The organism is Leucobacter rhizosphaerae (assembly GCF_022919175.1).
GTDB lineage: Bacteria > Actinomycetota > Actinomycetes > Actinomycetales > Microbacteriaceae > Leucobacter > Leucobacter rhizosphaerae.
In genome coordinates this window covers 1,960,838-1,981,629 of the sequence record NZ_CP095043.1, presented here as the reverse complement: position 1 = coordinate 1,981,629, position 20,792 = coordinate 1,960,838, and the positions used below count along the sequence as shown (strand labels likewise).

Annotated in this window: 17 protein-coding genes; 12 read left to right on the top strand and 5 right to left on the bottom strand. The window is 70.1% G+C overall.

What is annotated here, in order from left to right; translation table 11 throughout:
* Positions 1-56: 56 nt before the first annotated feature.
* Positions 57-1,136 (bottom strand): SDR family oxidoreductase, encoded by a 1,080-nt coding sequence (locus MUN76_RS09115; RefSeq protein WP_244684103.1) that lies wholly within the window; start codon positions 1,134-1,136, stop codon positions 57-59.
* Between the two features lie 148 nt (positions 1,137-1,284).
* Here MUN76_RS09115 and MUN76_RS09110 point away from each other — a divergent pair, with 148 nt between their 5' ends.
* From MUN76_RS09110 to MUN76_RS09100, 3 genes are all read left to right on the top strand, one after another.
* Positions 1,285-2,259 carry a zinc-dependent alcohol dehydrogenase gene (locus MUN76_RS09110; protein ID WP_244684101.1) on the top strand — a complete coding sequence of 325 codons (975 nt, stop codon included), beginning with the start codon at positions 1,285-1,287 and terminating at the stop codon, positions 2,257-2,259.
* Between the two features lie 36 nt (positions 2,260-2,295).
* Complete coding sequence (locus tag MUN76_RS09105) at positions 2,296-3,018, top strand: SDR family NAD(P)-dependent oxidoreductase (RefSeq protein WP_244684099.1); 723 nt, start codon at positions 2,296-2,298, stop codon at positions 3,016-3,018.
* A 90-nt stretch (positions 3,019-3,108) separates the two neighbouring features.
* On the top strand, positions 3,109-4,407 hold the full coding sequence (locus MUN76_RS09100) for a M24 family metallopeptidase (RefSeq protein ID WP_244684097.1): 1,299 nt from the start codon (positions 3,109-3,111) through the stop codon (positions 4,405-4,407).
* On the opposite strand, the gene MUN76_RS09095 is transcribed toward MUN76_RS09100, so the two are convergent.
* Entirely contained in the window at positions 4,404-5,090 is a 687-nt protein-coding gene (locus MUN76_RS09095) for a GntR family transcriptional regulator (protein WP_244684095.1), read from the bottom strand. The genes MUN76_RS09100 and MUN76_RS09095 overlap by 4 nt on opposite strands.
* A 38-nt stretch (positions 5,091-5,128) precedes the next feature.
* A complete protein-coding gene (locus MUN76_RS09090; protein ID WP_244684093.1) occupies positions 5,129-5,653 on the bottom strand; it encodes a VOC family protein in 525 nt (174 codons plus the stop codon).
* Positions 5,654-5,805: 152 nt separating this feature from the next.
* Between MUN76_RS09090 and MUN76_RS09085 the strand changes: the two genes are divergently transcribed.
* From MUN76_RS09085 to MUN76_RS09075, 3 genes are read left to right on the top strand one after another with little or no spacing between them, the layout of a single operon-like run.
* A complete protein-coding gene (locus MUN76_RS09085) occupies positions 5,806-7,995 on the top strand; it encodes an alpha-ketoacid dehydrogenase subunit alpha/beta (RefSeq protein WP_244684091.1) in 2,190 nt (729 codons plus the stop codon).
* Positions 7,995-9,362 carry a 2-oxo acid dehydrogenase subunit E2 gene (locus MUN76_RS09080; protein ID WP_244684090.1) on the top strand — a complete coding sequence of 456 codons (1,368 nt, stop codon included), beginning with the start codon at positions 7,995-7,997 and terminating at the stop codon, positions 9,360-9,362. The genes MUN76_RS09085 and MUN76_RS09080 overlap by 1 nt, the downstream gene beginning before the upstream one ends.
* Positions 9,363-9,375: 13 nt before the next feature.
* Positions 9,376-10,011 (top strand): FMN-dependent NADH-azoreductase, encoded by a 636-nt coding sequence (locus MUN76_RS09075; RefSeq protein ID WP_244684088.1) that lies wholly within the window; start codon positions 9,376-9,378, stop codon positions 10,009-10,011.
* Positions 10,012-10,050: 39 nt separating this feature from the next.
* On the opposite strand, the gene MUN76_RS09070 is transcribed toward MUN76_RS09075, so the two are convergent.
* Positions 10,051-10,782, bottom strand: a complete 732-nt coding sequence (locus MUN76_RS09070) for an alpha/beta fold hydrolase (RefSeq protein ID WP_244684086.1) — start codon at positions 10,780-10,782, stop codon at positions 10,051-10,053.
* Positions 10,783-10,854: 72 nt separating this feature from the next.
* Here MUN76_RS09070 and MUN76_RS09065 point away from each other — a divergent pair, with 72 nt between their 5' ends.
* The 3 genes from MUN76_RS09065 to MUN76_RS09055 are packed head-to-tail and all read left to right on the top strand — an operon-like array spanning position 10,855 to position 12,636.
* Positions 10,855-11,544 (top strand): helix-turn-helix transcriptional regulator, encoded by a 690-nt coding sequence (locus MUN76_RS09065; protein ID WP_244684084.1) that lies wholly within the window; start codon positions 10,855-10,857, stop codon positions 11,542-11,544.
* A gap of 55 nt (positions 11,545-11,599) precedes the next feature.
* Positions 11,600-11,959, top strand: a complete 360-nt coding sequence (gene cmtR, locus MUN76_RS09060) for a Cd(II)/Pb(II)-sensing metalloregulatory transcriptional regulator CmtR (protein ID WP_244684082.1) — start codon at positions 11,600-11,602, stop codon at positions 11,957-11,959.
* The gene (locus tag MUN76_RS09055; protein WP_244684080.1) at positions 11,956-12,636 is read left to right on the top strand and encodes a cation efflux transmembrane domain-containing protein; all 681 of its coding nucleotides are present in this window, start codon (positions 11,956-11,958) and stop codon (positions 12,634-12,636) included. Before cmtR ends, MUN76_RS09055 begins: the two co-directional genes overlap by 4 nt.
* A gap of 36 nt (positions 12,637-12,672) precedes the next feature.
* On the opposite strand, the gene MUN76_RS09050 is transcribed toward MUN76_RS09055, so the two are convergent.
* Positions 12,673-13,380, bottom strand: a complete 708-nt coding sequence (locus tag MUN76_RS09050; RefSeq protein ID WP_244684078.1) for a TetR/AcrR family transcriptional regulator — start codon at positions 13,378-13,380, stop codon at positions 12,673-12,675.
* Positions 13,381-13,642: 262 nt separating this feature from the next.
* On the opposite strand from MUN76_RS09050, the gene MUN76_RS09045 reads away from it, so the two are divergent.
* The 3 genes from MUN76_RS09045 to MUN76_RS09035 all read left to right on the top strand — a co-directional run bounded on the left by MUN76_RS09045 (position 13,643) and on the right by MUN76_RS09035 (position 20,790).
* On the top strand, positions 13,643-16,501 hold the full coding sequence (locus MUN76_RS09045) for an MMPL family transporter (protein WP_244684076.1): 2,859 nt from the start codon (positions 13,643-13,645) through the stop codon (positions 16,499-16,501).
* Entirely contained in the window at positions 16,498-18,549 is a 2,052-nt protein-coding gene (locus tag MUN76_RS09040; protein WP_244684075.1) for a YhgE/Pip domain-containing protein, read from the top strand. The genes MUN76_RS09045 and MUN76_RS09040 overlap by 4 nt, the downstream gene beginning before the upstream one ends.
* Positions 18,550-19,197: 648 nt before the next feature.
* The gene (locus MUN76_RS09035) at positions 19,198-20,790 is read left to right on the top strand and encodes an ABC transporter substrate-binding protein (protein ID WP_244684073.1); all 1,593 of its coding nucleotides are present in this window, start codon (positions 19,198-19,200) and stop codon (positions 20,788-20,790) included.
* Positions 20,791-20,792 lie beyond the last annotated feature (2 nt).

The window sequence follows — 20,792 nt, the reverse complement described above, 5'->3', positions numbered from 1 at the left end:
GCAGCAGAGCCGCGGCTGATCACTCAGGCCGCGGCTCTGCTGCGTGCGGGGTGGGGTCAGCGGGCCGGCAGGACGCCCGCCGCTCGGTAGCGGTCGAACGCGTCGAGGAAGCTGCGGAGCGAGACCCGGTTGTTGTCGAAGCCGCGCTCGCGGCTGCGGCGCATATCGGCGAAGCACTCGATCGGACGGCCCAGGTCGCTGTCCGAGTGCCACCACGACGCGACGCGGGCGAGATCCGGCTCCACGAGGTGGTGCTCGGCGACGATCCGCGCCCAGATCTCTGCAGCCCCGCCCATCCGGGCCTCCAGGGGCCGGTCCTCGCCATTGTGCCCCTCCCACGGCACGCCGAAGTGCTCGGCGATCCGCGGCCACATCCAGCGCCACCGGAAAACGTCGCCGTTGGTGATGTTGAATGCCGTGTCTGCGGCGGCCGGGGTGGTCGCCGCCCAGACCATCTGCTCGGAGAGGAGGTCGACATCGGTGACGTCGGTGACGCCGTTCCACTGGGTCGCCGACCCGGGGAAGATGAAGGGCGTGCCGGTCGCGCGGCAGATCTCCGCGTAGGCGCCGAGCGTGAGCGCCATGTTCATGGTGTTGCCCGTCGCGAAACCGATCACCGTGTGCGCGCGATGCGTGCTCCACGTGAAACCGAGGCGCTCCGCCGACGCGAAGAGCTCGTCCTCCTGTGCGTAATAGAAGTTCGGGATCTCGATGCGCGGCTCCTCCTCGTGGAAGGGGGTGTCGGCCGAGGCGCCGCTCGCGTAGGCCTCGAACGGGCCGAGGTAGTGCTTGAGTCCGGTCATCAACGCGATGTGCGCGACCGATCCGGCCGGCTCGAGAGCCGCGAGGAGATTCGCCATCGCGAGGCGATTCACGCGGATGTTCTCGGCCTCGGTCTCCATGCGCATCCACGTAGTGATGAAGACGGCGTGGGGCGCGAGATCGCGGAGGGGCTCCAGGGTCTCGGGCCGCAGCAGGTCCGCCTGGAGCCCCTGCACCCCGTCGAGGCTGAGCTCCGAGCGGTTCAGGCCGGTGACCTCCCAGCCCTCGGCGATGAGCCGCCGGCAGACGGCCTGTCCGGAGATGCCGCTGGCTCCCACGACGAGTGCGCGCTGCGCGCTGTGATGCTCTGGCACGGAGATCCCCTTTGAACGTTCTGACTATGGTCTGGACTGCGAAACAGTGTACGCTAAGACTGTACGTTTTGCTTAGTGTGCCTGAATGAATCGGGTGGGGCGAGGGTGCGCCCACCGGTGATCATTCGGCCGACAAAGGAGTTATCTGATGAAAGCGCTGCAGTTCCTCGACGAGAACACCCCGGAGGTCTCCGAGCTCCCGGTTCCGGAGATCGGAGCCGACGAGGTGCTCGTCGCGGCTCGCTCTGTCGGGATCTGCCACTCGGACATCGAGCTCCTCGAGGGGCGCTACATCATCCCGTTCAGCTACCCGATCATCCCGGGGCACGAGTGGGCGGGCGAAATCGTCGCCGTGGGGGAGCGGGTCACCGACTTCTCGGTGGGAGACCGGGTCGTCGGCGAGTGCGTGATCGGGGAGGATCACTTCGGATTCTCGATCAGCGGCGCGATCGCCGACTTCTTCGTGGCGCGGCCCGAGTGGCTGCACCGCATCCCGGCGAGCATCGACTACTCGAGCGCGGCGCTCATCGAGACCTTCACGGTCGCGTACCACGCGCTCATGTCCGTGGGGAACATCAACGCGAGTGACACGGTCGCGGTCCTCGGCGCCGGCCCTGTCGGCCTGATGACCACGGCTGCGGCGCACGCGCTCGGCGCCGTGGTCGTGACCGTCGAGCCATCGGCCGCGCGTCGCGACGCCGCGCTGCAGCTCGGTGCCGATCACGCGGTCGATCCGGCAGAGGCGGAGGCGCTGCTCGCGTCGCTCACCGACGAGCGGGGTCCGAGTGTGGTCATGGAGGCGAGCGGCAATCCGAACGTGATGGCCAACGCGATCCGCATCGCCGCGCACGGCGCCAGGCTCGGCTTCATCGGCATCAACGTGGGCAGTGAGGCGTCAGCCCCGCTCGGGTTGATCCAGTCGAAGGGGCTCAGCATCGTCGGCACCATCGGCTCGCCCGGGGTATGGCCGGAGGCGATCCGCTTCCTGGAGCGCACCGGCATCGACCTCTCGCCGCTCGTCACGGAGCGATTCCCCATCGATGGCGCGATCGACGCGATCGCCGCGTCGCGGGACGCGTCGCGCAACCTGAAGGTGCACGTCGAACTGACCGCGGCGCTCTAGCCGACGCACGCACGACCGAGATCACTGGAGGACGCAATGAGGCTGAACGACAAGATCGCACTGGTCACGGGGGCGGCAGGCGGCATCGGGCGCGCCACCGCCGAGCGGTTCGCGGAGGAGGGCGCGATCGTGATCGCCGCGGATCTCCGCCCCGGCAGCGCCTACGAGTCCGATCGGATCACCGCCGTGGAGCTCGACGTCACCTCCGAGGAGGCCTGGGGTCGGGTCGTTGACGCGATCATCGCGGAGCACGGGCGCATCGACGTGCTCTTCAACAACGCCGGGATCGTGCAGTCGTACGAGCCGGTGGCGACCATCGCGCTCGACGACTGGCGGAGTGTGATCGACGTGAATCTCAATGGTGTCTTCTACGGGTGCCGGGCGGTGATTCCGCACATGCAGGCTGCCGGTGGCGGCTCGATCATCAACACCTCGTCGATCTGGGGGATCGCCGGCGCCGCCGGTGTCGCCGCGTACACCGCGTCCAAGGGGGCGGTCCGACTGCTCAGCAAGAACGTCGCACTGTCGTACATCGGCGACGGGATCCGGTGCAACTCCCTGCATCCGGGCCTGATCGACACCCCGCTCATCGAGGCGCAGGACGCGGAGATCACCGCAGGGGTGCTCGCGCAGACCCCGCTCGGGCGTCTCGGCACCTCCCGCGAGATCGCGAACGGCGCGCTGTTCCTCGCGAGTGACGAATCCAGCTACATGACCGCCGCGGAGCTCGTGCTCGACGGCGGCTACACCGCGCAGTAGCCGAGCCAGCTTGGTGCGGGCCGCGATCCCGCGCGGCCCGTGCCGGATCACCCGTCCCGAACCACCCGTCCCGAGATCGACTGGAGAGACATGTCCGCACCCGATGCTCGGCCGGGACACCGGCGTTCCGAGCTGTCACCCGAGTACGACTGGAGCCGGCCGATTCCGGCTCCCGGCCACGCCGGGGTCGACTACGAATCGCGGGTCGATTTCGACCGCCTCCGGCGATACCGCCTGGGACGTGCGCAGGAGGCGCTCGCGGCCTCGGGGTGCGGCGCCTTCCTGCTCTTCGATTTCTACAACATTCGGTACACCACGCAGACCTGGATCGGCGGGGCGCTCGGCGACAAGATGATCCGATACGCGCTGCTGCTGCCGGGCCGGGATCCGATCCTCTGGGACTTCGGGTCCGCGGTGAAGCACCATCAGCTGTACTCGCAGTGGGCCTCGGAGGAGGATTACCGTGCCGGGTTCCTGGGGTTCCGGGGAGCGGTCGCGCCCCGGGCCGGGCTGATGCGGACCGCCATCGCCGAGATCAGGTCGATCCTCGCCTCCGAGGGCCTCGCCGACGCCCCGATCGGCGTCGACATCATCGAACCGCCCTTCCTGTTCGAGATGGAGCGGCAGGGGCTGCGCATCGCCGACGCCCAGCAGCCGATGCTGGACGCCCGCGTCATCAAGTCCATCGACGAGATCACCCTGCTCAACCAGGCCGCGGCGATGGTCGACGGGGTGTACCAGGACATCGTCGACGTGCTCAAGCCCGGAATCCGAGAGAACGAGATCGTCGCGCTGGCGAATGAGCGACTGTACGCCATGGGTTCCGAGCAGGTCGAGGCGGTGAACGCGATCTCGGGCGAACGGTGCAACCCGCACCCGCACAACTTCACCGACCGGGTCATCCGGCCCGGGGACCAGGCCTTCTTCGACATCATCCACTCGTTCAACGGCTACCGGACGTGCTACTACCGGACCTTCGGCGTCGGCTCTGCCACGCAGATCCAGAAGGACGCCTACGCGCGGGCGCGGGAGTGGATGGACGCGGCCATCGATGCGGTCCGCCCGGGGGTCGGCAGCGACGACGTCGCGAAGGTGCTGCCGAAGGCGCAGGACTTCGGGTTCGACAATGAGCTCGCGGCGTTCGGACTGCAGTTCGCGCACGGCCTGGGGCTCGGGCTGCATGAACGCCCCATCATCTCCCGGCTGAACTCCTTCGAGGATCCGGTGGAGATCCGGCCGGGCATGGTGTTCGCGATGGAGACCTACTTCCCTGCCTCCGACGGGGTCTCGGCGGCTCGCATCGAGGAGGAGCTGGTCGTCACGGACACCGGGACGACGGTACTGACGAAGTTCCCGGCCCAGGAGCTCTTCATCGCCAACGAGTACTAGCTTTCCCCGCCGAAGATCTCCGGGTGCCTCGCGAGCTGCCGCCGGGTGCGCCGGATGTGTCCGGCGAGCACCCGCTCGGCCTCGTCGATGTCGCGGTCGCGCAGCGTCTCGATGAGCAGGTGGTGCTCGTCGTTGGCGAGCCGCTGGAGATCCGATGACCAGGTCGCGACGTACGCGCGCCGGTACGGTGCCGTGCTGTTCCACAGCTTCGAGATGAGGTCGCCGAGCTGCTGGGTCTCGGCGTGCGCGTAGCTCGCAAGGTGGAACTGGCGGTCGAAGCGCAGGAACCCGTCGACGTCTCCCGCGGTGGAGGCGTCCGCGACGCGCGCCGCCAGCGACTGCAGCTCCGCGAAGTCGGCGTCCGTGAGGTGCGGCGCGCTGTACCGCAGCAGCAGCGGCTCGAGCCGCTCGCGCATGAGGTACACCTCCTCGCACTCGGCGAGGGTCAGACGGGCGACCCAGGAGCCGGAGTTCGCGACCGTGGTCACGAGCCCCTCGTGCACCAGGATCCGGATCGCCTCGCGGATCGGCACCCGGCTCGCACCGAAGCGCTCCGCGAGCTCCTCCTGCAGGATCCGGTCGCCCGGGCTGAGCGCGCCGCGCAGGATCTCCTCGCGCAGGCGCTCGGCGACGCGCGCCCCGGCGTCGCCGCCGCGCTGGCCGGGGGCTTCGGTCGTCGCCATGTCGTCTCCTCGGCTGTTCGTCACCCCACCACCGTACGTCAGTTCTGCGGGTGCGCGGGATGCCACAGCACCCGCTCGGCACCCGACTCGTACGCCTTGCCGTCCGGGAAGCTCACCAGTTCGAACTGCATGCCCCAGGGGGAGCGGAAGTAGATCCAGCGCTGCCCCTTCGCCGACTGCGCGCTTGCGGTCGGCTCGCCCATCACCTCGACCCCCTGCTCCCGCAGGTAGGCGACGGCGACGTCGAGATCGTCGACGTAGAACGCGAGGTGGTGGCCGCCGATGTCGCTGTTGCGCGGCTCGGGGAGCTGCCCGTCGGCCGGCTCGTAGAGGAAGACCTCGAAATTCGTGCCGTGCCCGAGGCGGTAGAAGCGGATCTCGGAGATCACCGTGCGCGGGTGCACGCCGATGTGGGTCTGCATCCAGTCGTCGTCCGAGCGCTTGGCGCCGAGCGTATAGATCGGCTCGCAGCCCAGGATGTCGACGAGGAACCGGTGCGCCTCGTCGAGGTCGGGGACCGTGAATCCGATGTGATCGGTGCCGCGAATGCCGGGTATTGCCATGACGCCTCCTCGGGTTGATTTCTTCCTGATTGTATCCAAATATTCACTAATGCGCCGAGAAGTGCGGAACAATTGGCGAGATTGGCTTGCGATTGAATCCAATTGACCGTATCGTCGGGGGCAGTACCGACGATCGATCACTGGAGAAGCACATGCCGAGACGCCGCACACTCGAGACGGGCGTGCCCTGGGTCGAGCTGACCACCACCGCCGCCGACTGGAAGAAGGCCGACCCGGCGCTGCTCGCCACGATGCTCGGGCAGATGCAGCTCATCCGCACCTTCGAGGAGTCGGTGCTGGAGCTCGCAGGCGCCGGCCTCGTCCACGGACCCGCGCACTCGAGCATCGGCCAGGAGGGCGGCGCCGTGGGCTCGATCCTCACCCTGCGCTCGACCGACGGCGTGAATGGCTCGCACCGCGGGCACCACCAGTTCCTCGCCAAGGCGATCACGCACGTGTCGGGCGGAGCGCTCGACCTGAGCGCGCTCGTCGACGCCGATATGCAGGCCATGCTCGACCGCACGCTCTCCGAGATCCTGGGGCTCGCGAGCGGCTTCTCCGGCGGCCGAGGCGGATCGATGCACCTGCAGTGGCTCGAGGCCGGCGCGCTCGGCACGAACGCCATTGTCGGCGGCGGGGCACCGCTCGCGGCGGGCAACGCGTGGGCGCAGCAGTTCGCCGGGACCGATGACGTCTCGATCAACTACTTCGGCGACGGTTCGAGCCAGATCGGCTCCGTGCTCGAGTCGATGAACCTGGCGGCGGCGTGGAAGACCCCGATCCTGTTCTTCATCGAGAACAATCTCTACGCGGTGTCGACGCACGCGAGCGAGGCGACGGCCGATCCGCGATTCTCCGTGCGCGGACAGGGCTTCGGGGTGCCGTCGTGGCGCGTGGACGGCATGGATCCGCTCGCCGTGCATCTCGCGACCCAGGAGGCGCTCGCGCAGATGCGCGCGGGTGAGGGCCCGGCGATCATCGAGGCCGAGGTGTACCGCTTCTTCCACCAGAACGGCCCCTTCCCGGGCAGTGCCTTCGGATACCGCCCGAAGGCCGAGGAGAAGGAGTGGCGCACCCGCGATCCGCTGCTGCTCGTCGCGTCGAAGATGCAGGAACTCGGGTACCTGTCGGAGGCCGAGACCGCGGCGGTGCGGGATCAGGCCAAACAGGCCATGTCCGACGCGGTGACGAAGGTCATCGAGGACGACCCGGAGCGCGAGGGCAAACGACGGATCCGGCCCGCGCTGTGGCCCGATCCCGCGGTCGTCGACACGGGGATCCGCGGCGACGCCTCCGAGCTCGACGCGTGGGAGGCGAAGGAGCCCGCGGAGATCGGCGGCGAGTGGCGCGACATCAAGTTCGTCGATGCCGTGGCGGAGACGATGGACCGCCGCATGGCGGCCGACGATCGCATCGTCGTGCTGGGCGAGGACGTGCACCGGCTCGGCGGCGGCACGAACGGCGCGACCAAGGGGCTCGCGCAGAAATACGGCTCGAAGCGGGTCGTCGGCACCCCCATCAGCGAGAACGCGTTCTTCGGGTTCGCGGGCGGCGCAGCGCTCGACGGACGGATCCGACCCGTGGTCGAGTTCATGTACCCCGACTTCATGTGGGTCGCGGCCGACCAGGTCTTCAACCAGGTGGGCAAGGCCCGCCACATGTTCGGCGACAACAACACGGTGCCGCTCGTGCTCCGCACGAAGGTCGCCATGGGCTCGGGCTACGGCTCGCAGCACCTCATGGACCCGGCCGGCATCTTCGCGACGCAGGCCGGCTGGCGCATCGTGGCGGCTTCGAACGCCGCCGACTACGTCGGGCTCATGAACGCCGCACTCGCCCTCGAAGATCCCGTGCTCGTGATCGAGCACATGGGGCTGTACGGCAAGGCGGATCGCATTCCCGACACCGACCTCGACTACATCATCCCGCCGGGCGCGGCCGCGGTGCGGCGCGAGGGGGCGGATGTCACGGTGCTCACCTACCTGTCGATGGTGGACGACGCGCTCGCGGCCGTCGAGCAGACCGGGATCGACGCGGAGGTCATCGACCTGCGCTGGCTCGACCGCGCCTCGATCGACTGGGACACGATCGGCGAGAGCATTCGGAAGACCAACGCGGTGCTCATCGTGGAGCAGGGCGCTCGTGGCTCCTCCTACGGTGCCTGGCTGGCCGATGAGATCCAGCGCCGCTACTTCGATTGGCTCGACCAGCCGGTCGACCGAGTGACCGGCGGCGAGGCGAGCCCGAGCATCTCGAAGGTGCTCGAGCGTGCCGCCATCGCCGGCACCGAAGAGGTCGTCGAAGGCCTCGAACGCGTGCGCGCAGCAATGGGAGGCAAGTGATGGCCATCATCGTGCGGATGCCGGAGATCGCGACCGGCACGGCTGAGGCGGCGATCGCTGGCTGGATGGTCGCGGTCGGCGACGAGATCACCTCGGGCCAGCCGATCGTCGAGATCGAGACCGAGAAGGCCACGGTCGAGTACGAAGCGGAGGACGCGGGAGTGCTCGCGGGCCTCCTCCTGGATGCCGGGGTCGCGGCCGCCGTCGGCACGCCCATCGCCGTGCTCGCGACCGGCGGGCAGTCGGCGGACGAGGCGCTCGCCGAGGCGGGCGTCGACGGCGACCCGGCCGTCGTCCCGGAAGCCGGAGCAGCGGAGCCCGAGGCCGAGGGTTCGGTTGCGGCGCAGGACGCGGACCTCGCACCCGAGGAGGCGCCCGCGCTCGAGGAGGCGCCCGTGGTGGCGCAGACGGCCGATCCCGAACCCGAGCGATCCGCGGCGGCGCCCGAAGCCGACGCCGGCGACCGGCAGTTCGCGAGCCCGCTCGTGCGGAAGCTCGTGCGCGAGCGCGGGCTCGACCTGCAGGGCGTAACCGGGAGCGGCCCGAACGGTCGGATCGTGCGGCGCGATGTCGAGGCGCTCCAGCCCGCGGCGGATCGCGCGACCGCAGCTCCGACAGAGGCGCCCGCGACACCGGCCGCCGCGACGCCCGCACCCGCAGCGACCCCTCAGGCGCTGCCCGGGGCCGGGTACGTCGACACCCCGCACACCGGCATGCGGCGCGCGATCGCGCGGCGACTCACCGAGAGCAAGTCGACCGTGCCGCACTTCTACCTCGTCGCGCACTGCCGCATGGACGCCCTGCTCGGGCTCCGATCGCAGATCAATGCGATCGACGGGGTGAAGGTGTCGGTGAACGACCTGGTCGTGAAGGCCGTTGCCGGAGCGCTCACCGATGTGCCCGCGGCGAACGCGATCTGGACGGACGAAGCCACGCGCACGTTCGACGGCGTGGACATCGCGATCGCGGTCTCGGTGCCCGCCGGGCTGCTGACGCCGGTCGTGCGCGGGGTGGAGAAGCTCTCGCTGGGGCAGCTGGGGGCGCAGATCCGGGATCTCGCCGGCCGCGCCCGCGACGGCAAGCTCAAGCAGCACGAGCTCGAGGGCGGCTCGTTCTCGGTCTCGAACCTCGGGATGTACGGGACGAGCGAGTTCTCGGCGATCCTCAACCCACCGCAGTCCGGGATCCTGGCGGTCGGTGCGGCCGAGCAGCGTCCCGTGGTGCAGGCGGACGGATCGCTCGGCGTCGCCACGGTCATGACGGTGACGCTGTCGGCCGACCACCGTGTGCTCGACGGTGCGCTCGCCGCGGAGTGGCTCGCCGCCTTCCAGCAGCGCATCGAGCACCCGATGAGTATTCTGATCTGACCGAAGGAGGCCGATGATGCCCACGCTGCTGCACCTCGACTCCGCGATCGCCGATCCCGCCTCGCGGAGCCGGATCCTCACGGCCGAGTGCGCACGCGGGTGGCAGTCCCGGGGCGCGGACTTCGATGTCGTGACGCGGGATCTGCACCTCGATCCGCCGCCGCACCTGCGCGAGCGCTCGCAGCACTGGCCCGAGCGACTGCGCGAGGGCGAGCCGCTCGACGAGGCCACTGACGCGCTGCAGCGCGAACTGATCGCGGAGCTGCTCGCGGCGGACGCGGTGGTCCTCGGCGCCCCGATGTACAACTACGCGGTGCCGTCGACGCTCAAGGCGTGGATCGATCTGGTGCACGTGCCGGGCATCACGGCGGCGTTCGACACCCCGACGCAGCCGTTCGCGGGCCGTTCCGCGCTGATCGTCACCACGCAGGGCGGCGGCCCCGACCCGGTGATCGATGCGTTCGTCAGCGCGCCGCTGCGGCAGCTCTTCGGCGGGGGATTCGGCATGGAGGTGACGGTCGTCGCGGCACGGCGCACGCTGGTGGACCGGATCCCGAGCCTCGGGGTTGTGGAGGCCGAAGGCGAGTTCGAGGCCGCGCTCAGCGGTGCCTTCGAGTGGGGTGCGACGGTGCCGGTCGGCGGCGTCTGAGTCGCGGCGTCTGAGCCGTGGGGTCAGACGACCGCGGTGTCAGGAGACGGCAGACGCGATGATCGCCGCGAGGTCGCCGGGGCGGCTCCACATGGGCCAGTGCCCCGTGGGCAGGTCGACGGTCTCGAGGTGCGCGAGTCGCGCGACCTCGGCGAACATCGGATGCCCCGCGTCGGCCAGCTCGCGGACCTGCGCGCTCGAGATCGAGCAGCACACCAGGGTGGTGGGCACCGCGAGGCGCGCGTCGTTCGAGAGGTCGACCGACTGGCGGAGCACGGGCCCGGGCTCCGGGACGGCCCGAGCGCGAAAGCGCGCGAGCATGTTGGCGTCGAGGCCCGCCAGACTCGCCTGCGCGCCGAGGGCATCGAAGGGGGGCAGCGGCAACTCGGCGAGATCTTCCGGAGCGTCCGGCGCGAACGCGGTTCCGGGAGCGACGGGACCGGAATCGACCCAGATGATCCGGCGCACCAGCTCGGGGTGACGGTCGAGGGCGAGGGTCACCGGCGCGTTCGCCCCGCTGTGGGCGACCAGCGTCACCGGGTGCTCCCGCGAGCCGCCGGCGTGCCCGATCGCGTCGAGGATGCCGGCGAGCTGGTCGTCGAGCGTGGCCCGCGACCGATCCGGGTCGTCGCCGTCGAGTCCGGCCAGGGTCGGCGCGGCGACGCGGAAGCGCTCGGCGGGGAGCAGGGCGCGGACCTCGTCCCAGGCCCAGCCGCCGAGCCAGTGGCCCGCGATGAGGATGATGGATGGGGTGCCGTTGGTGGGAGTCATGGCCCCACTCTCGCAGCACCCCGGGACAGCAGAGTGTCACTATTAGTGACATGAATATGCGAGTGGGTTCCGATGAAGCGAACTGAACGCCTCCACGCCCTGACCGAGATGCTGCGTCGGGCCGGCTCGCGCGGCACCTCCGCCGAGCGCCTCGCGCGGGAGTTCGAGGTGTCGGTGCGCACCATCAAACGGGATCTGGCGGCGCTGGAGCGCAGTGGCTCGGCGGTCTGGTCCCGGCCCGGCCCGGGCGGCGGGTACGGGCTCGCCCCAGGCGTGTCTATGCCGCAGGTGTCCCTCTCCTCGGAGCAGGCGGTAGCGCTGCTGACGGCGGCCAGCGCGGCGCGCGATGCGCCGTTCTCGGACCTGGCAGCGGCGGGCGCCCGAAAGATCCTCGACGCCCTCGACCCGCGCACGCGCCGGCGCGCCCGCGAGCTGGCCGCGCGGGTCTGGGTCGATCGGGATCCCGCGCCGTCGCGCGCCGTCAGGTCGGCACTGGAAGAGGCGATGGCCGAGCAGCGAGTGGTGCGGATCCGGTACACGTCCGGGAACGGTGACACGACCACCCGCGACGTCGAGCCGGTGCTGTTCGCCTCGACGAACGGCCGCTGGTACCTGGTCGGGTGGTGCCGGCTGCGCGATGCGATGCGGTGGTTCATGGTGTCGCGGATCGAGCGGGCGTCGGTGACCCGGGAGTGTTGCAGCGGGCACACGGTTGCCGAGGTCGGGGCCCCGCCGGAGTACGCCAAGCCCGTGCACGAGTGATCCGCAGAGTTCCGCACACCTTCACATTGGTCAGTATTCGCTGTATGGTCAGTACATGCTGACCATTACCTCCCGTCTCGACGTCATGAACCGGCTCGGTCGCGCGATGGCGGACGCTACCCGCTCCCGGATCCTCCTCGCCCTGGTCGAGGGGCCGGGCTACCCGGCGCAGCTCGCGCTCGACCTCGGTCTCACGCGCACGAACGTCTCGAATCACCTCGCGTGTCTGCGAGGATGCGGCATCGTGGTCGCGGAACCCGAGGGCCGCCGCACGCGCTACGAGATCGCCGATCCGCATATCGGCGCCGCGCTCTCGGCGCTCGTCGACGTCACGCTCGCGGTCGACGCGGAGGTGCCCTGCGTGGACCCGGGATGCGCGGTCGCCGGCTGCTGCGAGCAGCGAGGCGAGGGATGACCGCGATCCTGACGCCCGCGCGACGCGACGTGCTCTCGCGCCGCGTGCGGATCGTGGTGGCGATCACGATCACCTGGAACGTGATCGAGGCGGTCATCGCCCTCATCGCGGGAGGGATCGCGTCGTCCGCGGCGCTCATCGGGTTCGGCCTCGACTCGATCGTGGAGGTGCTCTCGGCGGCGGCGGTGGCCTGGCAGTTCGCGGCGCCGGATCCGAAGCGGCGCGAGCGGGTCGCGCTCCGGGTGATCGCGGTGTCCTTCTTCGGTCTCGCCGCGTACGTCACGGTCGACGCGGTGCTGTCGCTCGCCGGTCTCCGCGAACCGGAGCACTCGACGGTCGGGATCGTGCTGGCGGCCCTCAGCCTGGCGGTCATGCCGTTCCTGAGCTGGTTCGAGCGCCGCACCGGCCGGGAGCTCGGTTCCGCCTCCGCGGTGGCGGACTCGAAGCAGACGCTCATCTGCACGTATCTCTCGGCCGCACTGCTCGTGGGCCTTGTGCTCAACAGCCTGCTCGGGTGGGCCTGGGCGGACTCCGTGGCGGCCCTCGTGATCGCCGCGTTGGCGATCCGCGAGGGTGTCGCTGCCCTCCGCGGAGACGTGTGCTGCGCCACCCCCGCGACGGCGTCCGCAGATGCCGCCGAGCGCGAGCCCTGCGCGGATGCGTGCTGCCGCATGTGAGCGTGCGGGTGAGTCCGCGTGCAAGCGCGGCCTGCGTCAGCGGGGGGCGGGTGCGTCGTCAGCGGACGCGGGTGCGCCGGTGCCGCCGGCGTTCGGCGCCTCCGACACCTCGGTGATCGCGAACAGCAGCTCCGCGAGCCGCTCGCCGAGCTGATCCAGTGCACCATCGGGCTCGTCCCCCGCGAGCACGGAGGTCCGCAGCACCTGCTCGTAGACGCCGCTGAGTACGGGCATCGCGCGCTCGACTGGCATCACGAAGCGGCGGCCTGCCGCGGCGATCACCCGGTCGACCGCGCCCGAGATATTCGCGTAGAAGCGGTCCATGAAGGTGTCGTGCCCCGGAGCGAGGGAGGGATCCCGCATCGCGAGCAGCAGGAACTCTGCCTCGAGCACGAACCAGGCGGAGGCGTTGCGCGACGGCGCGAAGAACTCCACGATGTACTGCGCCGCTTCGGGCGGCGAGATGCAGCCGCGCTCGCGCAGTGTGGGTTCGAGCTCGAGCGCTTTGGCCTCGAGGTCGGCGGCCCGGCGGGAGAACTCGCGCTCGAGGAGGGCGAGGAACAACTCCTCTTTACTGGAGAAGTTCGAGTAGAAGGCGCCGCGGGTGAATCCGGCCCGACTGCAGATCGCCTCGACGGACGCGCCCTGCAGCCCCTCTTCCGTGAATACCTCGGTTGCGGCGTCGAGCAGTCGGCCTCGGGTCTCCTGCCGTCGTGCGCTGGGCGCCGCTTCGGTGTTTGACATAGATCCGGTGCTCGCCGTCGATCCGGTGCTCGGCACCGATCCAGCGGTCGCCAGTGGCGCGGGCGACGCGTCGGATTCGGGGCACATGGCCCTCATCATCGCATACTCAGCCGCTTCGGAGGCTGGGACGGATACATTTGTGTATCGAAACCGATACACCTGTGTATCGACTGGTGGGAGCGGCCGGCACGACGGTTCGACCTCCGCTGTCGTTCGATCCACGCGGGTGCTCGATCCTTGCAGACGCCACCGGAAGGCCCGCATGTCCACGATCCTCTATGCCCTCGGCCGATGGGCGACGCGCGCGAAGACGCTCGTCCTCATCCTCTGGATCGCAGTGCTCGCGCTGCTCGGCACGGGTGCCGCGCTGTTCGGCCAGGGCGCCAACGCGCCGATCACGATCCCCGGCACGGAGTCGCAGGAGGCGATCACCCAGCTCGGCCTCACCTTCCCCGAGGTGAGCGGCACGAGCGCCACCATCATCGTGGTCGCCGCCGACGGCGAGAGCGTCGAGGACGCCCCGTACAGGACCATCATCGAGGATGCCTCGGCGGACCTCGAGGACGCCGACGGTGTGACCGCCGTGCAGACCCCGTTCAGCGAGCAGGCGAGCGGCGGACTCTCCGACGACGGGCAGGCCGCGCTCATCACGGTGCAGATCGAGGGCGAGGTCAGCAGCGTCTCGGCCGACACCATCGCCGCGATCGAGCAGACCACCGACGAGATCCGGGATCAGCTCCCGGCCGGGGCCGAGGCCTCTTACGGCGGCGAGGCGCTCTCGACCTCGGTCCCCGCCATCAGCCCGACCGAGGCGATCGGTGTGCTGATCGCGTTCGTCGTGCTGATCCTCACGCTCGGCTCGCTCATCGCGGCCGGCATGCCGCTGCTCATCGCGATCCTCGGCGTCGGCGTCTCGATCGCGGGCCTCTTCTTCGTCACCGCGTTCGTCGACCTGACATCGACCACGCCCATGCTCGCGCTGATGCTCGGGCTCGCGGTCGGCATCGACTACACCCTCTTCATCGTGAGCCGGCACCAGGAGCAGCTGCGCGCCGGGCTCAGCGTGGACGAGTCCATCGCACGGGCGACCGCGACCTCGGGCTCGGCCGTGGTGTTCGCCGGGCTCACGGTGATCATCGCGCTCGTCGGCCTCTCGGTCGCGGGCATCCCGTTCCTCACCGCACTCGGTGTGGCGGCCGCGGCCGCGGTCGCGATCGCCGTGCTCATCGCCATCACCCTGACCCCCGCCGTGATGGCGATGGCCGGCATGAAGATCCTGCCCAAGAAGCAGCGCCGCGCACTGCGCGAGAGCGCCGCGGAGGGCGCATCCGCCGACGCGACCGCGCACGCCGAGGCGCTGCGCGCGCCGTCGCGCGCCGACCGGTTCTTCGGCGGCTGGGTGGGCGTCGCCACCAAGCGCCCCCTCGTCACGATCCTCTCCATCCTCGTGCTGCTCGGCGTCGCTGCGGTGCCGGCACTGGACCTCCGCCTGGCGCTTCCGAACGCGACGTCGCTGAGCGCCGAGGATCCGGCGCGCGTCACCTACGAGCTCACGGGGGAGCACTTCGGTGAAGGTGCGAACGGACCGCTGCTGCTGACGGGGTCGATCATCACGAGCACCGATCCGCTCGGCCTCATGGAGGATCTCGCCGACGAGGTGCGCAAGGTGCCGGGCGTCGCGGATGTGCCGCTCTCGACCCCGAACCAGGGGGCGGACACCGGCATCATCCAGGTCGTGCCCGACGAAGGGCCGCACGCCGAGAGCACCACGGAGCTGGTGCACACCCTGCGCGAGATGCACGACGAGTGGGAAGCGGAGTACGGCGTCAGCCTCGCCGTGACCGGCTTCACCGCGGTCGCGATCGATGTGTCGGCGCTGCTCATGCAGGCGCTGCTGCCGTTCGGGATTCTCGTGGTCGGGCTGTCGCTGATCCTGCTCGCCATGGTGTTCCGCTCCGTGTGGGTGCCGATCAAGGCGACGCTCGGCTTCCTGCTGTCCGTGGGCGCGGCCTTCGGCGCCGTGGTCGCGGTGTTCCAGTGGGGCTGGTTCGGCGACCTGCTGCACGTGGCGTCCACCGGCCCGATCCTGAGCTTCATGCCGATCATTCTCATGGGCGTGCTCTTCGGGCTCGCGATGGATTACGAGGTGTTCCTGGTCTCCCGCATCCGCGAGGAGTACGTGCACGGCGCCGACGCGCAGTCGGCGATCCGGCGCGGCTTCGTGGGCAGCGCGAAGGTCGTGACGGCCGCCGCGCTGATCATGTTCGCGGTGTTCGCGGCGTTCGTGCCCGAGGGGGATCCGAGCATCAAGGTGATCGCGCTCGGCCTCGCGGTCGGCGTGTTCGTCGATGCGTTCATCGTGCGCATGACCCTCGTGCCCGCGGTGCTCGCGCTCCTCGGGGACCGCGCTTGGCGCATGCCGCGCTGGCTCGCCAAGGTGCTGCCGTCCTTCGACGTCGAGGGTGAGGGGCTCGCGCGCGAGCTCGCGCACGCCGAGTGGCCCGCGGACATGCCGCACGCGGCGATCGCGGCCGACCGCCTCCTGCTGCCGGGCGGGGTGAAGGTCGACGGGCTGCGCCTCGCGCACGGCCAGGGGCTGCTGCTGGATCCCCGGCACCCGGCCTCGCTGCCACTCGCCCGCGCGATCACCGGACGCGGACCGGTGAAGGCCGGCACGCTCAAGGTGGACGGTCTGCTGCTGCCCGAGCGGGCGTCGTCGCTGCGCTCGCGGTCGGCGTGGGCCGACACGACGTCGCTGCGCGAGGCGCTGCGGGATCACCCCGCCGTGCTGCTGCTTGATCTCCGCGCGGCCGCTGAGGCCCCGATCCCGCTCGACCGCGTCGACGCCATGCGCTCGGCGATGGCGGCGCGGATGGCCGAGCTGCGCGGCGCCGACGATGCGCGCGGTCGTACCGCGGGCTTCACGGTGGTCGTGCTCGGGGACCGGGCGCTCGCCGACCGGATCCTGCCCGACGGAATCACCCTCGTGCGACTCGACGACGCATCGGCGGTCGTGGCGGATCCCGATCCCGAGCCGGCCACGACGCCACCCGCCGCGGCGCCCGGGGCCGTGAACCCGGCCGCGGTGCTCGCTCAGATCTCGGAAGGAGAGGTGCGATGACCTCGACGCTGCCGCGCCCGGCACTCACCCGGGTCACGGGCACCAAGCCCGTGCGCTGGACCACGATCCTCGGCCTGATCCTCGTGCCGCTCACCGTCGCGGGGGTGCTGCTCTGGGGGCTCTGGAACCCGAGCGAGCGCCTCGACACCATCACCGCGGCCGTCGTGAACAACGACGTGCCGGTCGAGGTCGACGGTCAGACCGTGCCGCTCGGGCGTGTGCTCGCCGGCGAGCTCATCGGCGGGGATGCAGGGAGCTCGGCGGGGGCGAGCGACGATGAGGCGCCGTCGAACTTCACGTGGATGCTCACCGACGAGGATGACGCCGAGCAGGGATTGAAGGACGGCCGCTACGCGACCGTGATCACGATTCCGGAGAACTTCTCCGCTGCCGCGACCTCGCTCTCCGAGGGGCCCGAGAAGGCCGAGACCGCGCACATCGACATCTCCGAGAGCGACCAGGGTCGGCTGATCGACACCGCGCTCTCGGGCATCGTGACGCAGACGGCCACGTCCGTGCTGAACCAGCAGCTCGGATCGCAGTTCGTCGGCAACATCTTCGTGGGCATGACTGAGCTGGGCAACGGGATCGGCGAGGCGGCCGATGGTGCGTCGCAGCTCGCCGACGGCGGCACGCAGCTGGCCGATGGTGCGTCGCAGCTCGCCGACGGCACGGCGCAGCTGTCGGACGGCGTGCAGGAGCTGTCGTCGGGCACGACCGAGCTGTCGACGGGGGCGGGGGCGCTGTCCACGGGTGCCGGAGCCCTCGCGACGGGCACGAGCGAACTCGCGACCGGTGCCGGGGAACTCGCTGCCGGGGTGCGGTTGTTCGCGACGGGTGACGGCGCGGCCAACCCCGGAATGGCAGGGCTCGCCGCCAACCTGAACGGCTACACGGCGGGAGTGAACGAGGCACTCACGGGGCTGCAGCAGGGCGCCGGCGGTGCGATCGCTCCGTTGACCGGCATGCGCGATCTCATTGCCGCGGGCATTGTGCCGCCAGGCGACGGGCAGACAGTCGAGCAAGCCGTGGCTGGATTGAACCAGCTCATCGAGGGGTTCACTGCTGCCTCCGCCCCCGATTCGCAGCTCGAACAGCTCAAGGCCGGAGGGACGGCGCTCGCGGCCGGCACAACCGCGGCCGCGTCCGGCGCAGAGCAACTGGCGGCGGGCGCTGAGGGTCTCGCCGGTGGTGCCGCGCAGCTCTCGACCGGCGCGTCTCAGCTCGCGGCCGGGACGGCCCAGCTCTCGACGGGCGTGGCAGCACTGGCGACCGGTACGTCGGAACTCGCAGCAAACACCCCCGAGCTCGCCGATGGTGCCGCGCAGCTCGCGGACGGCGCGACGCAGTCGGCCGACGGCGCGGGTGAGCTCGCGAAGGGGCTGGGTGAGGCCGTGGCCGGGATCCCGAACTACACGCAGGCGGAGAGCGAGTCGCTCGCCGAGACCGCGGTGGCACCCGTCGAGGCGCGGGGCGCGAGCGACGAGCTCTTCAACGCCTCGGGCGTGCCGCTGTTCGCGGGGATCGCCCTCTGGGCCGGAGCCCTGGCGATGTTCCTCGTGCTGTCGCCGCTGTGGCGCCGCACGACGGATGCGGCTCGAGGGGTCGGCTCGATCACAGTGCGGAGCGCGCTGCCCGCACTCGCGCTCGGTGCTCTGCAGGGAGCGATCGCCGGGGTGGTGCTCCCCATCGCGCTCGGCTACGACCTCGGGCAGGGCCTGGGGTTCTTCGGCCTCGCGCTGCTGGCCGGGATCGCGTTCTCCCTCGTCGTGCAGGGACTGTCGGCACTGCTCGGCGGATTCGGTCGGTTCATCGCGTTCGCGCTGCTGGTCGTGGCGTTCGCGGTCGGGATCGTGTCGACCGTTCCCGGACCGCTCGCGGCCATCGGGGACGCGAGTCCTATCGGCGCGGCGTTCTCGGGCTTCCAGGCGATCGCGAGCGGTGCGGACGGCGCCGACGGTTCGGCGCTGGTGCTGGCTCTCTGGGCCTGTGCCGGCCTCGCGCTGACGGCGTTCGCCGTGGTGCGGGCGCGGAGCGCGCGGCACTAGCGGGCGGGGAGGGCTTCGGCCCTCCCCGGTCTTGCTCCTGAACCACCGGGTACCCCTGCCCGCCACTTACGGCGGAAATCTCACTCATTGCAGATGGTTTCCGGGGATCCGCTCCGCCTTTCGTGAGATCTCCGCCGGAAGTGGCGCAGGATTGCGCAGAGGTGCGGGATCCCGCACGGTGTGGTGCGCCAAGCACGTCACAGCGCCCCGGCCACCTACCCCCGCTGACCTGCCACCCTCCATACGAGATGCCACCTCCTCGGCGCTGAGACGGGGGCATCTCGCGGAAACGATGGCAGCTCGATGACGGGTCGCGTCTGAGGGGGCGACTCGGGCGCACGAGCTCCGGACGACCTCGTCCGAACCAGCGCTCCAACCTCAGCCGAACCCCCAAAATCATCAGATGATTCCGCGGAATTGCGTCGATCCGATGACGCTCCGAAGTCGCTGCGCATCGAATGTAACCGATGGGTCCGCGAACTGTTCGGGGTCACTACGCATGTCCGTCAGTCTTGTGCCGCCGCACATAGAGGGGTGTTCGGCGACCCAGGAGGCTTGTCACAACTCGCGAAGCCAACGGCGGAGTCCGCGAGTCCTGAAGATCTGTCATACGCAGCATTCGCCAGTGAGTCGCGATGGAGGACAAGAATGGCAAGCACACAACTACGCAGGGCAGCAGCGGTCGCGCTGACGCTCGGGTCGGTGACCGCCCTCGCGGCGTGTTCGAGCCCGGTGTCGGTGGGGGAGACCGGTGACGCGAACGCCACCCTGATCTACGACCTCGGCCTGGAGCTCACGACGCTCGATCCGGCTCTGACCTTCGACGTCTCGGCGTCGACCATCAACGCCCAGGTCTACGAGCAGCTGCTCGGCTACGCCCCGGGTTCGGACGAGATCGAGGGTGAGCTCGCCGAATCGTGGGAGATGAACGACGACGCGACCGAGTACCGGTTCACGCTCCGCGACGACGTGGAGTTCGAAAGCGGCGGCACGCTCACCTCGAACGACGTGGTCTTCTCGCTCGATCGCCTGAAGAACCTGCAGGGTCCGGCGTCGTACCTCATGGAGGGGCTGACCGTCTCGGCCGACGGTGACGACGTGGTGGTCATCACGAGCGATGTGCCGAAGCCCGAGCTGCCGGCCATGCTCGTCAGCGAGAGCTTCTCGGTCTACGACTCGGCCGCGGTCGCGGAGGAGGGCGCGGTCGCCGACGAGACCGCCGCGCAGGCCGACGCCGCCGGCGACGTGTTCTCCACGCGGTCCTTCGGGTCCGGGCCGTACTCGCTCGCGAGCTACGAGCCCAATGCCGAGGTCGAGCTCGTCGCCAGTGAGTCCTGGCGAGGCGATGCCCCCGACTTCTCGAAGGTGCTCGTCCGCAACTCGCGCAGCATCCAGCAGCAGATCCTGAACATCCAGAACGGCGGCTCCGACATGACCGTGTCGCTGTCGTCGCCGCAGGTCTCCGAGCTCGACGAGAGCTCGGTGAACGTGCTCAGCCAGCCGCTGCCGCAGGTCGTCTACTTCGCCCTCACCAACTCGGGCGGCCCGACCGTGAACGACGACTTCCGTAAGGCCGTGGCGCTGGGCCTCGACTACGACGGCATCGTCGCGATGGCGGGCGAGGGATCCCGGCAGGGCACGGGCGTGATCCCGACCACACTCGCCGGCTCGATCCCCGAGGGCGAAGGACTGACGCGTGACGTCGAGGGCGCCAAGGCGGCGCTCGCCGCGAGCGGCATGGCGGATCAGACCCTGTCGATCTCGTTCGGCAGCGACTACGCCGTCGGCGGCCAGGATATGGGTCTCTTTGCGCAGAAGATCCAGTCCGACCTCGAGGAGATCGGCATGAAGGTCGAGCTCGACGGCGCGCCCACCCAGGTGTCGCGCACGGCGAATCAGGAGGGCAAGGTCCAGGCGGCGCTCTGGCCCTTCCCGCCGGACTACGCCGATGCGAGCCAGTTCCTGATCCACAGCCCCGGTGGGCTCCTCGCGGAGCGCATCCACTGGACCGCCGAGGAGGCCCCCGAGATCGCGGCGCTCGCCGACCAGGCCCGCCAGGCGATCGATCCCGAGGATCGGGCCGCCGCGTACGAGGCATGGGCACGCGCCATCCGCGACACCAACCGCTTCATCTCGGTGGTGGAGGTGCCGCAGAACCTCGTCACGTCGAAGCGGGTGGGCAACCTGAACATGGAGGTCTCGGGCCAGACGTCCCTGGACACGCTGACGCTCGAGCAGTAGAC